Genomic DNA, 14,934 nt, shown 5'->3' with positions numbered 1-14,934 from the left:
GAATCCGTTTCAAACACCTGACGCAAACGTGATTGTCCCCGATTGGTGATCATATTCAGGAACCATGGATATCAGGCCACGCTCGGAACATAATCGAATATCGTCTTCAAAGCCACGTCGAATCAGATTCCGCCCGCCTAGACTGGCCCGAATCGCCAGCAATACTCCCTCTTCGTTCTGAATCTGAGATCGATAATGGTCGACGACAATCCGGGTCGAATCGTCCAGCACCATCTCCTGATCGATCTGATCCTGCAATTCCGCTGCAATCGCACCGGCACACAAACAATCTTCTCCCGTCACACTTCCATCTGTTCCCGCACACACCAGATAGATCACGCCATCCGATTTTTTGAGTTCGTTCACAACCGCGTCCAGACACATAAACGAACCGATTAAAATCCGCCGCGCCTGCAAGGCATGCTTCAGAGCCCGCGTTCCATTACTGGTGGTAAAGACAATCTGCTTACCTGATACCGTTTCTGACGGGTAACAGGCGGGGGAGTTATCCAGATCAAATCCCTCGATCTTGTACCCCATCCGCTCTCCGCCCAGCAGCACCTGGTCCCCATGCACTTGTTTGAGTTTCTCAGCCACCTGCTGTGCTTCCTCAATTTCCTCACAGGGAATCACAGCGGTCGCCCCTGAATGTAAGGCATAGCTGATTGTGGAAGAAGCACGTAAGATATCCAGAATGACAGCGACGCTGCCTGAATAGTCTTCAGGTTCTGACAATAACGGCAGTAAGCAGGTTCGAATCTCTGTAGGCATGGCTCTATTTACGATGGCGTTGATTCAAATATGAAGTAAAAACAGGACTCAACGAGCTTTGTCCGAAATATCTTTTCGACACCAGGCACCATCCCAACGAATGCATTTTACCGCCTGATAGGCTTTGAGTTTTGCATCGCTAATCGTATCACCAATCGCAGTCACTCCCAGCACCCGACCGCCATCGGTAACGACCTGACCGTCCCGCGTGGTGGTTCCCGCGTGAAACACTTTGGTATCAGCCAATTCCGCGGCTTCATCGAAACCACGAATCACTCTGCCTTTTTCATAGTCACCCGGATAACCTTCCGATGCCATCACCACACAGACGGCAGGGCGTTCATCCCACTCCAAAGGTTCAATTCCATCCAGGCGTTCTTCAGCGGCTGCCAATAGCAACTGTCCTAAGTCCGTCTTGAGTCGCATTAAAACAGGCTGCGCTTCGGGATCACCGAATCGAACATTGAATTCCAGTACTTTCGGTCCCTGATTGGTAATCATCAAACCGGCATACAGCACTCCGTTAAACGGACGGTCTTCGATCTTCATCACGTTGACCATCGGAACCAGGATCTTTTCAATGATCTCATCCATCAGTGGTTCAGTGACCAGCGGAGCAGGGCTGTAAGCCCCCATACCACCGGTATTGGGTCCCTTGTCTCCATCAAAAGCTGCTTTATGATCCTGAGAGGTTTCCAGGGGAAGAATTGTGGAGCCACTGACGATCGCCAGAATACTGACTTCCTGACCAATCAGTTTCTCTTCAATAATCACTGTTCTACCGGCATCACCGAACTCTCTGATTTTCATCAAAGACATGATGCCATCAAGGGCTTCCTGTTTCGTATCGCAGATCAAAACCCCTTTTCCCGCCGCCAAACCGTCGGCTTTGATCACCAGAGGCTGTTCTTCACGCTCTTCCAGATAGGCTTCTGCTGCTTCAAAGTTGGAAAACGTTTCTGACTTGGCGGTCGGCACATTGGCTTTCCACATCATCTTTTTCGCAAACGATTTACTGCCTTCCAGTTCTGCTGCCACTTTGGAAGGGCCAAACACGGCAATCCCTGCTGCACGCATTGTATCGGCCATGCCTGCTACGAGAGGAACTTCGGGACCAATCACAGCCAGCCGAATCGACTCTTCTTTCGCAAATGCCACCATCTTCGGAATATCGGAGACACTGATGTCAACATTGGTGGCTTCTGACTGAGTACCTGCATTGCCGGGTGCACAAAAAACCTTGCTGACACTATCCGACTGGGCCAGTTTCCAGACCAGAGCATGCTCGCGCCCCCCCTGACCAATCACTAAAACTTTCATCGTTTCTTTTACCTGTTCGCTTTTCAACTTCTATAAAAATCAGGGGATTCCACTTTATAAGAATGATCCATTCTATCTGCTGTGGAGTATATCAGCACTGTTTTGCCCCTAGTAGCATCGCTTCCCGAATTTTGCATTTTGATACTAAAAAGCTGGATGATTTGACTTTAATCGGAGATCCCTCGGCCCGATTCCAGGCTAAAGGTTCTTCAGTAAGCAACCTGTCCTCCGCGCTTTTACCGACAGATTGGACGAATTCAACTTCAAACCATATAATCAGAGATTCGATCAGCTGAGACACTTTCGACAATGGTTTTCAGAACCACGCGCCTTGAACCCCATACGTCGAATGGCTGTCGTACCAGACGCGATCATGTTATAACGTCTGGTTCTTAAATGAAAGTTATCGTAAGATTTCCTGTCGTAATTGACTTAAAGTTAATCTGTTAAAAGACTTTTATCCTTTTAGTTCTCTGGAGATTTTAAAGTGTTTGATACTGTCGCCATTCTTGGTGCCACGGGTGCCGTCGGGCACATCATGCGGAAACTACTGGAAGAGCGAAACTTCCAGGCAAAACAATTTCGTTTTCTGGCCTCAGCCCGATCCGCTGGTAAAACACTGGAGTTTCAGGGAAAAACGTACACCCTTGAAGAATTGACCAAAGACTCTTTCGCAGGGGTCGAGCTCGTCATCGCCTCCACTCCCGACGATGTCGCCGAAGAATTCCTGCCTTCAGCCGTCGCAGCAGGGGCAATCGTCATCGATGAATCCGGCTACTGGCGAATGAACCCGGAAGTGGCACTCGTCATTCCCGAAATCAATCCGGAAGCGGCTCTCGAAGCAAAAGGCATCATTGCCAGCCCGAACTGTTCAACCACTCAGATGGTCATGGCCCTCAAGCCTCTGCACGATGCGTCTCCTGTGAAACGTGTGATAGTCAGCACTTATCAGGCCACCAGCGGAGCAGGGGTCGCTGGCACCAGCGATCTATTAGAAGGTTCCCGGGCCTACCTGGACGGAAAAGAGCATGATTACCAGGTCTTTCCACACCCAATCGCTTTCAACGCCATCCCACAAATCGGCAGCGAAAAAGAAGACGGCTACACCAGCGAAGAAATGAAAATGGTCTACGAAACCCGGAAAATTCTGGGAGACGAAACCATTCAGATCAATCCAACCTGCGTGCGAATTCCAGTCGCGAACTGTCACAGTGAAACGATTACCGTCGAGACAGAACGCCCCATCTCGCCCGAAGAAGCCCGTGAGTTATTTGAAAACTTCCCGGGAATCACGGTCGTCGATGACCTGAAAAACCTGTCTTATCCGCTTCCCTCAAGTTCAGATGGCAGCGACGAAGTCTACATTGGTCGTATCCGCCGTGATATTTCCCATCCGAATGGACTCAGCTTCTGGTGCGTCAGCGATAACCTCCGCAAAGGCGCCGCCACAAATGCGGTCCAAATCGCAGAACTGCTGGCGAAACATAAAGCCTGCACTTAAAGCATCGGGACGCTCCTGCTTCAAACCGATCAGGAGCGTTCGTTGTTCGGCTTCTCCCCTTTGATCAGCGCAAATTATTGCAAGTTAATACCGTAAAGGCTCCCCAATGAATACGTTTCATTACCAAAATGGCGAACTGTTCTGCGAAGATGTTCCTGTCTCCCAGTTGGCAGAAGAATTTGGCACTCCGCTTTGGATTTACTCAAAATCAGCCTTTCTAAGCCGCCTGAAAGAAATTCAGGATGCGTTTGCCGAAGTCGATCCGGTGATCTGTTATTCCGTCAAAGCCAACGGAAATCTGAGCATTCTCAAGACTATGAACGATGCTGGCAGCAGTTTTGATGTTGTCTCCGGGGGAGAACTCTATCGCGTTCAGCAGGCAGGCGCCGATACATCACGTGTCGTCTTCGCCGGTGTCGGAAAGACCGATGACGAAATCCGCCAGGCCTTAAAAGCAGACATTTTAATGTTCGACGTGGAAAGCGAAGCCGAACTCGACGCGATTGCTACCATCGCCGAAGAAGTCGGCTGTGTGGGCCGTGTCGCTCTGCGTCTGAATCCTGATATCGACGCCAAAACACATCACAAAACGACGACCGGAAAAAAGGGAAACAAGTTCGGCATGGACATCGAGCGCGCCACCGAACTGGCCGACAAAGTCCTGAAAGACGATCGGCTGGAACTTACCGGAATTCATATGCACCTGGGTTCTCCGATTCTGTCCACTGACCCTTATGCCAAAGCGGTCAAGAAGGGGGCTGAAGTCATCACGCAACTGAGAGAAAAAGGGCACAACACCAACTGGCTCAATCTCGGCGGAGGCTTCGGAATCAGCTATAAAACAGACGAAGGCCCTTCCGCACAGACTTATGCTGATGTGATCGTCCCCACGATCAAAGAAATCGGCTGTCGCCTGGCGCTAGAGCCCGGCCGTTTCATCGCAGGAAATTCAGGTGTCCTCATCAGCCAGATCGTCTTTTCCAAACGGGAAGGGGGGAAGCTGTTCTACATTCAGGATGGTGGCATGACAGATCTGGTTCGCCCTGCCATGTACGATTCTTACCATCGCGTCTGGCCCGTCAAGCCAGCTGTGCCCATGCCCTTCGATTGTGAAACAGAAATCGAAGGCTGCGAGCCCGCCGATGTAGTTGGTCCGGTCTGTGAATCCTGTGACTATTTCGCGAAAGACCGCTATTTGCCCCCGATGGAACGAGGCGACTATCTCTGCATGTTTAGCGCCGGCGCTTACGGCTCTGTGATGAGCAGTAATTACAATGCCCGCCCTCGCAGTGCCGAAATTCTCGTCGATGGCAGCGATTATCAAGTCATTCGCCGCCGGGAAACCTACGAAGAGCTAATTGCCTTAGAACAATCCTAACTCAGCGTCTCAGGCAAAGATCTGTCTAAAACCATGTTCAGAAGGCCAGTCGACCACGTTCGGGTTATAACAGTTATCGGGTTCTTGCGAGCCGTAATGTGTTGAGAGCAGGAAAGATACAGACATCCGCTTCCTTCGATTGAACCGTTATCGCCGTTAGAAACGATGTTAATTGATACAGAAACTACCGTGGAGAATATGTCCATTCGGACAGATTAGATCTTATTTCTGAAAAGACTTGAAACGAACAATTGAATTATGTTGTTTTGGGCAAGGTGATAAGAATAGTATATTATAACTGTTTCTATCAACTTCATTGAGAGATCTTCTATCTGCCAGGCAGACCTGAGCTGAGTCGGGTATGTTACCAGATAGTCCTAAATGAATTAGCCGACAACCAAGACGACACGGAGTCGACTGAATGTCTTTAAACTACCGGATCCGGGCAGGTTTTGCTCTGGTATTTTACATTGCCATGAGCATGCCAATTTGCGCCTGGGCACAAGAAAATACGCCGCCGAAGACTCAAGAATCGACTTCTTTAGGCAACCTGTCCGCCGATGACCTGCTACTCTCGAAGCCGGAAACCCCGGAACAACTGATGCAGGCCATTCTCCAGCTCACCGACCTCGGCCAGGCAGTATCTGCCAAGCCTTATCTTGAGCAACTCATCAAAGCCGACATCGATGATGAACTCGTGTTAAAACTGCGGGACAAATACGGTCCAGCCGCGTTTCTCGCATTGGCAAATAACAAGACACTCCAACCCGACTCTGTCACGCTACTGAAAAAAATGGAAGCTGCGTTTCGTACTTACGCCACGGATCCTGTCCGCATTGATGGCTTAATCAATGATCTCTCAGGCAATGCGACAAAACGCACAATTGCCATCATCGAATTGAAATCAGCAGGAGCGATCGTCGCTCCCTCGATCCTGAAACGATTGAGCAAAAGCGAAGACCCCAGCGCGAACGACGAGTTGGCTTTCGCACTCTCTCAGCTAGGCGATCCAGTCGTCCAGCCCTTAATCGCCGCGCTCCGTGCTCCCAGCGAAAATATCCGTAGGGTAGCCGCAGAAGTTCTGGGAGACATTGGTGATCCCGCTGCAACGCTGTACCTCTGGAACCCGGCCTTTTCTCAAAGCCAGCCGCAAAGCGTGCAGTTAGCTGCCCGGCAGGCTCTGGCGAAAATTCTGAAGAAGGATCCGCGAAACCTGTTCGAGCTCAATCGACACGAAGCACAAATGGTCTTGAAGAACGCAGCACTCCGCTTTTACAAAACATACGATGCTGAATCTGACAAACAAAAAATCTGGGCCTGGGATGCAGCTCAACAGACCGTTGTGGAAAAAGAATTACCCGCTCAGGAAATCAATCTGATCAAAGGTCTGCGACTGTCGAAAGAAGCATTTGAAATGTCGCCGGACAAACAAGATGTCCAGACACTCTATTTAGCAATGGCACTGGCACTCGAATCCTATCATGTCGGCTGGAACCATCCTCTGCCGGAAGGTCCAGGCACGACATTTAACCTGGCTTTACTTTCAGGACCATCCGCCGTCAGCCGGGTACTGGCATTGGCCATGAAACAGGGACACACTCCCAGCGCTCTGGCTGCACTCAAAGCCCTCGGACAAATTGGCTCGCGCACTTTACTCTTCGAACGACTCGATAAGCATTCTTCCATGATCGCTGCTTTGAATTACCCGGATCGCCGGGTTCAGTTCGCCGCAGCAACCGCGATCATGCAACTGGATCCTGCAAAACCATTCCCCGGTGCCACACGCGTCATTGCCATTCTGACCCGGGCCCTTCACGGCGAAGGCTCGCAATCGGCAATTGTGGTCGATTCCAATGTCCCTCGTGGACAATCGATGGCGGGGGTCTTTCATGAACTGGGATATGAAACGCAACCCTACCAGACAGGCAAAGCAGGCTTCAAATCGGCTACCGAACGGATGGATGTCGAATTCATCGCACTGGAATACAACATTTCACGCTGGGGACTTTCCCAAACCATCGCCAACCTGCGAGCTGATTCCCGGACGGCAAATATTCCAATCGTTATTTACGGGCCACTTCGACTGAAGAATAAAATCGAATACTCAACCCGGCACTACCCATTGGTCAGCTACATTATTGAATCGAGTGACTCCGATGACATCGGCACTCAGATCAAGCCATTTCTCAGCAGTTTAAAAACTCCCGAGCTCTCAGGGGAACTGCGTTCTGAATATCGCACCGCAGCTTTGTACTGGTTGGCGCATATCGCTTCCAGTCAACGCACCAACATTTACGACCTGACCCCGACAGAAAAACCATTACTACAACTGATACCCGAACGGGCATTGGCATCCGACGCGCTGATCATTCTGGGAGGAATCCCAACCCGCTCAGCACAATCGGATCTGGTCAAAGTCGTCAAAAACAAAACCATGGAAACGGACGTCAAAGAAATCGCCGCGCTACAGCTGGCATTTCATATCCAGAAATTCGGACTATTAGTCGATTCCATGCAGGTCGCTGAAATCCGACAGGCATATCAGGACGCCAAAGATCCCAAGCTAAACACTGCTCTGGCATCTGTCATGGGAACCTTAATGCCTGATAACAAAGTCGTTGGTGAACGGCTCCAGAAATTCCAGCCTGCTACGCCTCTTCCCTGATTGATGATTCATTCAACCAAAGTGACGGCATCAATAAAAAAACTCCGAAGAAGGAATAACCAATCTTCGGAGTCATAAAACGCAATCTCAATCTGGAATCAGCTATTTCGCATTCGTCGCTGTGGTCTTCTTTCGCAGCAATGCCCGCAAAGGTTCTTCCAATTCGCCGGCGTTGGATGTAACCACTTCTGTCACACCCGTATGATCGACCAGCATCAGCATGGGAACACTTCGCACCCCATAATAAACGGCGGCAGGATTATTCCATCCCCGCTTATCCCGTGATGAATAGAAGATCTGTCGCCAGTCAAGCGATGTCTTTTCTTGAAACGCATCAATGGCAGGCTCTTCTTCATCCAGGTTCACACCCACAATTTCAAAACCATACTTGCGATATTTTTGGGACAGTGTCTGAATCTGAGGCAGTTGCTCAATAAAAGGCTTAGCAGTTGTCGCCCAGAACACGACCAGCACCACGCTCCCTTTGTAATCATCAATCGAAACAAATCCGCCTTCGATCGTTTCTCCCGCCAGATGCAGTGGTTGACCTTTTAACCGTAGCCGACGCGTTAAACCGGACACTTTTGCCGTTTCGCTGCTTTTAGGAAATCGGGCTTCCAGATCCAGGCAGCAGTCCAGTGCCCGCTGATTCATACCATATAACTGACAGGTTTCCGCAGCAGCCCTCAGTAATTGAGGAGCACGAATGGTTTCCTTCGGAAATCGTGATGCAAACAGACGAGACTGCTTGACAAATTCTTCAATCCAACGGGGTTCCTGCTGTGCAAATCGCTGTGCACTCGTATTCGCAAACTTAGCAACGGAAAAACCAGCATCCGCTGCAGAAGGAGAATTCGGATCGCGTTTAAACAAAGACTCAGAATGATCATACAAAGCATCAATACTGTCCTGGTCTCCCTCTAATGCAAGCTGCAGATGCGCGTCTAACAGATGACGAACACAAACCGAAAACAGCCGGTGCTTTTCCTTGTTTGCATGCGTCTGCTTGACTGCTTCCATCGCCAGTAGAATGATTTTCTTATTCCGCGCTGCACGTGCTGTTCTTAATTCATCAACGATTTCCGTTTTGGGCAAGGCCTGCACTTTCAAACGTGTGATCTCACGCACATTCCACTCTGCGGAACCTTCTTTCAATGCCTCAATTTTAACCTCTTCATTTGCCAGTGAAGAAGAATCGTTATCGAGATCATCCATGTCGAGCTTGTCACGCGACAGACTGGCTGTCTGAATGACATTCGCATTCGACTTCAATGCCGGCCCCGTTGAGGAGACCTGCTTAATTTCAGCAGAAGGCTGTTGTGTGTTTTGTGAGTCGGCAGGCGCTCCCTCCAACTTGCCATCAATGGGATTGCCCGCGGTTTGTGATGGGCTATCTCCGCCCCCACAACCAAACTGAGTCACTAATAACAAGCACGCTGCAACCGCGATGAGATGGTGTCGATGCCTCATGGCCTATACCTCTCCTTCCTTTGAGAGTCAGTAATATCTGAAGAACCGAGGTAGCGAAATCTTTGAAAACGAATCCTGCCATTCCCTCAGCAAAATTATCGATCAAGCTTACTCAAAGAGACCAGAAGGCACACTTCAAGCAGACTCAGGTCAAATGCTTCAGCAGGCATTCCTGCAAATCTGAATTCGGGCTAAAACACTTGATGGCACGAGTTTTACGACAAATAGCACATTCAAGGCAAGACGAAGCTGGCAAAAATTACAATCTGGCCCCCGATTTCAGAAATCTTTTCTCGATCGAATTCCACACCAGCAGCACCCTGATGAACTCACAACTCGCCATGATAGTGCTTGAAGGCTTCAATCGCGAAGTATTCCGGCAACCCAAGCTGATTGTAAACCGTTGCTGTATTCCGAGTTCGATCTTCTGCTCGAACCCAGAACTCCCGCTTGTCACTGCCAGGATAAAAAGCACTGTCCTTCTGTGACTCATGCTTAAAAATCGCTTCCCGCTTTCTCAAAACGACTTCGGGACTCAGCGGAATCGCACGTTCAATCTCGTGCGGTTCATACTCTTCCCAGGCACCGCGGTACATCCAGAATTCAGGAGCGATCCCTTCCTCGGCAACCACATCGACGGCGTTAATCACCGCCTCGGCACACACCCGGTGAGTTCCATGCGGGTCAGAAAGATCACCGGCCACATAAATCTGATCCGGATTGATCTCACGTAATAAATCGGCGACGATAGCAACATCCTCTTCGCCGATCGGCTTTTTCGAAACCTGCCCCGTCTGATAGAAAGGCAGATTCAGGAACCGTAAACACTCTTCCGGAACCCCGGCGACTTCCGCACCGGCGGTCGCTTCCGTCTTGCGGATCAACCCTTTGATTCCCAGCATCTCGGGTGTGTCCAGATCTCCGGCATTTTTACTGTCGATATCTTCTCTCAGCTTCTGCAAATGTTGCAGCGTCGCTTGATCTTCAGGATGGAACAGCTTATGGAACTCCAGCACAAAGTCAATATGCCGTAACGCATCATGATCAAACACGGCGATATTTCCGCTGGTCATATAAGCGATATAAACATCGTGCCCCTGATCAGCAAGAGTAATCAGCGTGCCTCCCATCGAAATCACGTCATCATCCGGATGAGGGCTGAAAACGATCACTCGCTTCGGATCTATTCCCGCCGGTTTCGTACAGATTCCTTCCAGTAGCTCATCAAAGACGCCCTGTCGAATCTGTCCGACCGACCCGTGCTTATGTATCAGTTGATGTAGATGATTCTGCAGAAAATCCTCTGTTTCCAGCTTCAGCAGAGGTTTGCCGACCTCTTTGGTAAGCCAGATCACCGCTTTTTTCTCCAGTTGAGGCGTCCATTCAATATTTCCCACAATCCAGGGAGTTTTGACAGCAGTCAACTCAGCCGCCGCCGCACGATCAACGGCGAACAGAGAGTTCGTATGGGTCTGCAGAAAGCTCGCGGATACCTCATCAGTCACTTCATCTTCAGCAGCGCGTTTCACCACAGACGCTTTATGTTCGCCCAACGCCATGATGATAATTTTCTTCGCTGCCAGAATGCTGCCAACCCCCATCGTAATCGCATGATGAGGCACATTATCTTCGCCGAAGAATCCACTGGCGGCATCGCGGCGGGTCACAGGGTCCAGGTTCACCAGTCGCGTCAGACTATTGCGAGCACTCCCCGGTTCATTGAAACCGATATGCCCAGAGCGGCCAATCCCCAGCAATTGTAAATCCAGGCCCCCAATTTTCTCGATGCTTCGCTCATATTCCTCACAGAAGCTATCAACATCTTCCGCAGCAATATCACCGCGGGGAATATGAATATTCTCCGGCTTGACATTCACATGATCGAAAAAATTCTCATGCATAAACTTGTGATAGCTGTGAATCGACTCTGGATCCATCGGCCAGTATTCATCCAGATTGAACGTGATCACGTTCGAAAAATCGAGCTGCTCGTCGTTATGCAGGCGAATTAATTCCCGATACACCCCTAAAGGCGTCGATCCGGTCGGCAGCCCCAGAATCGTGGGTACGCCGGCTTTATTTTTGGAACGAATCAAATCGGCGACGACCGAGGCGACATATTTCGCTGATTCAGAAGACGTTTCGAAAATCACCGTCGGGACTTTCGTATGTCTCACAAATTTGGACTTCGGAGTGACATGAACAGAACGGGAAATATCAATGGCCATCAGACGTCGTTTACCTGTTAAGCAAGAATAAAACGGGCATAATCCCGCTGCGGAATCGGATTACGCTACTCCCAATTCCACCGGGTTGAGCCAGTCATTTTAAGTAACCACACGAACAGTACACTCGGTGCGCGTGTTTTTTTTATGAATGTTTATTATAACTAGTCTCACACAAAGCTCACTACCAATTGTTAGACCTAAATGTACAGAGAGAGAAATTTTCATGGTAAATCAGGCAGAATCTCTGCGAATTCTGGCGATTCACGCTCATCCCGATGATATCGAAATCCAATGCGCGGGTACTTTGGCCCGCCTGAAAAATCAGGGCTGTCACATCACCATCGCCACAATGACCGCCGGCGACTGTGGTAGCGCCGAAATGGGCCCTGTGGAAATCGCCAATGTTCGCCGCGCCGAAGCCCAGAAAGCAGCCGATATGCTCGGCGCCGACTACATGTGCCTCGAATTTCGGGACCTGGCCATCATCGTCGACAACGAGTCTCGCCAGCGGGTCACCGAAGCCGTTCGCAAAGCACGCCCGGATATCGTGATCACCGCCCCCCCGGTCGATTACATGAGCGATCACGAAATGACCAGCCGACTGGTGAGAGATGCCTGCTTCGGTGCCTCCGCACCCAATTACACCACACATCAGTTTCAGCCCGCACCACCGACGGAAAAAATCCCGCATCTGTATTATGTCGATCCGATTGAAGGCTGTGACTATTTCGGGAACCCGATCAAACCGCAGTTCATCCTCGATATTTCCGAAACATTCGACCTCAAAATTAAGATGCTCGCCTGCCACGAAAGTCAGCGTGCCTGGCTCAGAAAGCAGCATGGACTCGACGAATACCTCGATGGAACCGAACGCTGGTCTGCAGCCCGCGGAAAAGAAATCGGCGCAGCATACGGCGAAGCCTTTGTTCAACATTGCGGACATCCTTATCCTTCGAGTAACCTATTACTCGAACTCCTGGAAAAATAATCGCGTCCCTGCTTTCAGCACCTTGAATTAAGAGAAACAAATGAACGATCCCACTCCCGCCTCCGATGATGCAGCGACAGCACAGCCGCTGCCGTACACAGAAGCAGAGATTGAAACCATGGCCTCCGAAGACGCCAGTGCCGGTCGCTTTCTCACCAAGATGCTTGTCATCACATTCTGCTATACCATCATAGTCGGCGCTTATGTGATCTACTGGAGTCTGCAGTCATAGGTTCCCAGCAACCACACGCATGAAAAATCAGCAAACTCTGATCGGCACTCACCAGTCAGAGTTTTTTTACGCCTTCACCGAAACGCTCGCTTCATCAAAGACCGTCCCGTTCGGATTCAATAACATCCAGCATAACGCCGCGGTCACATAAATCCCCGTCATCAGAATCAACACAGCGTCATAGATACCCGCATCGAACATCGCACCGACAATCACAGGCAACAGCGCCGCCCCCAGATTGCCCGCCATATTCATCATCCCGAAAATCGGTGCGACATGCTGGCCTCCCTTGTCGATGGTCACCGTATATCCGCATGCGCCCCCCAGGCCGGCAAAAAACATGCTGATGGTAATCAACGTCATCGCCAGATTCATCTCTTCCACAAAATAAGCACACAGCGTACACAGACCGCAACCCAACATGGCCACAATCGCGACTCCCTGACGGCTCCAGCGGCGGCTTCCGGTTCGCTGTAGAACCCAGTCAACGACGACTCCTCCCAGAAAATTCCCCACCACAAACGACATCAGAGGAAAACTGGTCCAGATCCCCGAAGAGGCGATGGTGATGCCCCGTGCTTTCTGCAGATAAACGGGAAACCACGTCATGTAAAAAATCGTACCGGCCGCCCGGAAGAACTGCTGAGCACAAATCATCCACATCGAAAAACTGGTCAAAATTTTCCCCCAGGGTGTCGGCTCGCCATGCGCGTCCCGTCCCTGAACCGTCGCCTGAGCAACCGGTTGGTCTACTTCACCATTACAAATAATTTTCAGTTCTGCGGCATTCACGCCATGATGATTTTCAGGACGATCCCGAAACCAGTAATAAAACCAGATCGCCCACACAAAACTCGGCACCGCACAGAGATACATTATCGTCCGCCAGCTCATTCCTGGAATCTCGACACCACCGAAATGGATGCCTTGCAACAGTAAACCAATGCTGAGCGCACCCAAGGCACTCCCGATCGACATGAAACTTCCCAACAAACCACTGGCCAGACCCCGCCGCGATTTGGGCAGCCACTTGGAAATCGTACTCGCACAACAAGGGAAAATTCCGGCCTGCGAAATACCAAAAATCAGACGCACAACAATCAGCATCCAGAACCCGTTCACCAATCCGGTCAAGGCAGTTGCGATCGACCACAGGATGGCAAAAGCGGTCAGAGAGCGCCGCGTCCCCCAGACGTGTCCGATCCAGCCGCTGGGAATCTGCGACAGGGCATAGCTCCAGAAGAACGCGCTCATCACCCAGCCCATCTGAGTCAGGCTGATGTCGAGCTCTTCCTGAATCAGCTTCGCGGGAACCGAAATGGCATTGCGGCTGATGTACGCCACGGCCGCCACCAGACACAGCAGGGTGATCACCATGAACCGGGCATGCGTTGGCGCTGCCTGTTCGCTCTCTGATCGGTTTTCCGATTCAACCACAACAATGTCTCCCTGAAGCGAGATCCCTGCTTCTACTACAATGCCTGCATCAGCAAATCGAACAGCCGATCCACTTCCGCTTTCGTTTCCTCATCGAGCGACCACGCGTGCGGCGTACAACGTTGCTCTGATTGAAAGATCCCGCGTTTGACCATCAGATACTTCTCAATCGCCAGAAATCCATCCAACCCCGCCTGTAACTGGAGCGCCACAATCGCACAGATCGGAAAATAAATCTGGTAGATCGCCGCTTCATCGCCGGCCCGCAGCGCTTTCCACAAGGCAATAATTCCATCCAGTAAATCAACGCCCGGCATCGTCCCGCTGATTCCCCGCCGATAGGCGTCCACCAGCAGAATCCCCCCCGAACCATCATAAATCAACGCCCGACCTTCCGTCGCATCGCGCAGCGCCGACAGGTTCGGCCCAATCGGCGACGCCTCTGGTTTGAACCGAATTTTCTCCGCTCCGTACTGCTCCAGCAATCTGCGGTAAAAATCAATCGAGATCGCATTCCCGACGTAAGAAGACGCATCCTGTACTATCAAAGGCAGGGAACACTGTTCGGCCAGCGCGGAAAAATAATCCCATAAAGCCGGCTCCGGCAGCGCCGTCGTCACCGGCGGAATCGCCATTACCGCATCGCAGCCTACCTGTTCGGCATGACGGGCAAACACCAAAGCCTGGCGCGTGCTCTCCGCTCCCACACTGGCGATCACAGCCCCGCGACCATCAGAAATCTCAGACATCAACCGCGTCAATTCGAGCCGTTCTTCATACGTCAGACGCAGCACTTCCGAAACCATCGCCCCGCAGATACCATCCGCGCCCAGCTCATAACACCAGTCGATCTCCCGCGCCAGTGATTCCCGATCAATCGTTTCATCTGCCAGCAAAGGCGTATGCAATACCGGCAACACACCCCGAATCAGTCCCGTCATGCT

Annotated in this window: 11 protein-coding genes; 5 read left to right on the top strand and 6 right to left on the bottom strand. The window is 50.9% G+C overall.

Annotated elements, in window-relative coordinates; genetic code table 11:
• Positions 1–9 precede the first annotated feature (9 nt).
• Together AAC022_RS13900 and purD are read right to left on the bottom strand one after the other, a co-directional pair.
• Complete coding sequence (locus AAC022_RS13900) at positions 10–771, bottom strand: 2-phosphosulfolactate phosphatase (RefSeq protein WP_339731822.1); 762 nt, start codon at positions 769–771, stop codon at positions 10–12.
• Positions 772–819: 48 nt separating this feature from the next.
• Entirely contained in the window at positions 820–2,091 is a 1,272-nt protein-coding gene (purD, locus tag AAC022_RS13895) for a phosphoribosylamine--glycine ligase (protein WP_339731820.1), read from the bottom strand.
• Between the two features lie 487 nt (positions 2,092–2,578).
• On the opposite strand from purD, the gene AAC022_RS13890 reads away from it, so the two are divergent.
• From AAC022_RS13890 to AAC022_RS13880, 3 genes are all read left to right on the top strand, one after another.
• Positions 2,579–3,592 carry an aspartate-semialdehyde dehydrogenase gene (locus AAC022_RS13890; protein WP_339731818.1) on the top strand — a complete coding sequence of 338 codons (1,014 nt, stop codon included), beginning with the start codon at positions 2,579–2,581 and terminating at the stop codon, positions 3,590–3,592.
• 106 nt (positions 3,593–3,698) lie between these two features.
• A complete protein-coding gene (gene lysA, locus AAC022_RS13885) occupies positions 3,699–4,970 on the top strand; it encodes a diaminopimelate decarboxylase (protein WP_339731816.1) in 1,272 nt (423 codons plus the stop codon).
• Positions 4,971–5,391: 421 nt separating this feature from the next.
• The gene (locus tag AAC022_RS13880) at positions 5,392–7,635 is read left to right on the top strand and encodes a HEAT repeat domain-containing protein (RefSeq protein ID WP_339731814.1); all 2,244 of its coding nucleotides are present in this window, start codon (positions 5,392–5,394) and stop codon (positions 7,633–7,635) included.
• 102 nt (positions 7,636–7,737) lie between these two features.
• Here AAC022_RS13880 and AAC022_RS13875 read toward each other — a convergent pair whose 3' ends face one another.
• Complete coding sequence (locus AAC022_RS13875) at positions 7,738–9,105, bottom strand: TlpA disulfide reductase family protein (RefSeq protein WP_339731812.1); 1,368 nt, start codon at positions 9,103–9,105, stop codon at positions 7,738–7,740.
• A 329-nt stretch (positions 9,106–9,434) separates the two neighbouring features.
• The gene (gene nagB, locus AAC022_RS13870) at positions 9,435–11,333 is read right to left on the bottom strand and encodes a glucosamine-6-phosphate deaminase (protein ID WP_339731810.1); all 1,899 of its coding nucleotides are present in this window, start codon (positions 11,331–11,333) and stop codon (positions 9,435–9,437) included.
• A gap of 223 nt (positions 11,334–11,556) precedes the next feature.
• On the opposite strand from nagB, the gene AAC022_RS13865 reads away from it, so the two are divergent.
• On the top strand, positions 11,557–12,321 hold the full coding sequence (locus AAC022_RS13865; RefSeq protein WP_339731808.1) for a PIG-L family deacetylase: 765 nt from the start codon (positions 11,557–11,559) through the stop codon (positions 12,319–12,321).
• 40 nt (positions 12,322–12,361) lie between these two features.
• Complete coding sequence (locus tag AAC022_RS13860) at positions 12,362–12,553, top strand: hypothetical protein (RefSeq protein WP_339731806.1); 192 nt, start codon at positions 12,362–12,364, stop codon at positions 12,551–12,553.
• A gap of 66 nt (positions 12,554–12,619) precedes the next feature.
• Here AAC022_RS13860 and AAC022_RS13855 read toward each other — a convergent pair whose 3' ends face one another.
• Both AAC022_RS13855 and AAC022_RS13850 read right to left on the bottom strand, forming a co-directional pair.
• Positions 12,620–13,990: an MFS transporter gene (locus tag AAC022_RS13855; RefSeq protein WP_339731804.1), complete on the bottom strand. Its 1,371-nt coding sequence runs from the start codon at positions 13,988–13,990 to the stop codon at positions 12,620–12,622.
• A 35-nt stretch (positions 13,991–14,025) separates the two neighbouring features.
• A complete protein-coding gene (locus AAC022_RS13850; protein WP_339731803.1) occupies positions 14,026–14,931 on the bottom strand; it encodes a dihydrodipicolinate synthase family protein in 906 nt (301 codons plus the stop codon).
• Between the last annotated feature and the right edge of the window lie 3 nt (positions 14,932–14,934).

This window comes from uncultured Gimesia sp. (genome assembly GCF_963976445.1).
Lineage (GTDB): Bacteria > Planctomycetota > Planctomycetia > Planctomycetales > Planctomycetaceae > Gimesia.
Note: the sequence above shows the minus strand (reverse complement) of the source record. Positions and strands in the feature narration are given on the sequence as shown.

Excerpts from the sequence above, each read along its gene's own strand:
- AAC022_RS13900 (WP_339731822.1), bottom strand. The coding sequence starts at position 771 with ATGCCTACAGAGATTCGAACCTGCTTACTGCCGTTATTGTCAGAACCT.
- AAC022_RS13865 (WP_339731808.1), top strand. The coding sequence starts at position 11,557 with ATGGTAAATCAGGCAGAATCTCTGCGAATTCTGGCGATTCACGCTCAT.
- nagB (WP_339731810.1), bottom strand. The coding sequence starts at position 11,333 with ATGGCCATTGATATTTCCCGTTCTGTTCATGTCACTCCGAAGTCCAAA.
- AAC022_RS13850 (WP_339731803.1), bottom strand. The coding sequence starts at position 14,931 with ATGACGGGACTGATTCGGGGTGTGTTGCCGGTATTGCATACGCCTTTG.
- lysA (WP_339731816.1), top strand. The coding sequence starts at position 3,699 with ATGAATACGTTTCATTACCAAAATGGCGAACTGTTCTGCGAAGATGTT.
- AAC022_RS13875 (WP_339731812.1), bottom strand. The coding sequence starts at position 9,105 with ATGAGGCATCGACACCATCTCATCGCGGTTGCAGCGTGCTTGTTATTA.
- AAC022_RS13880 (WP_339731814.1), top strand. The coding sequence starts at position 5,392 with ATGTCTTTAAACTACCGGATCCGGGCAGGTTTTGCTCTGGTATTTTAC.
- purD (WP_339731820.1), bottom strand. The coding sequence starts at position 2,091 with ATGAAAGTTTTAGTGATTGGTCAGGGGGGGCGCGAGCATGCTCTGGTC.
- AAC022_RS13860 (WP_339731806.1), top strand. The coding sequence starts at position 12,362 with ATGAACGATCCCACTCCCGCCTCCGATGATGCAGCGACAGCACAGCCG.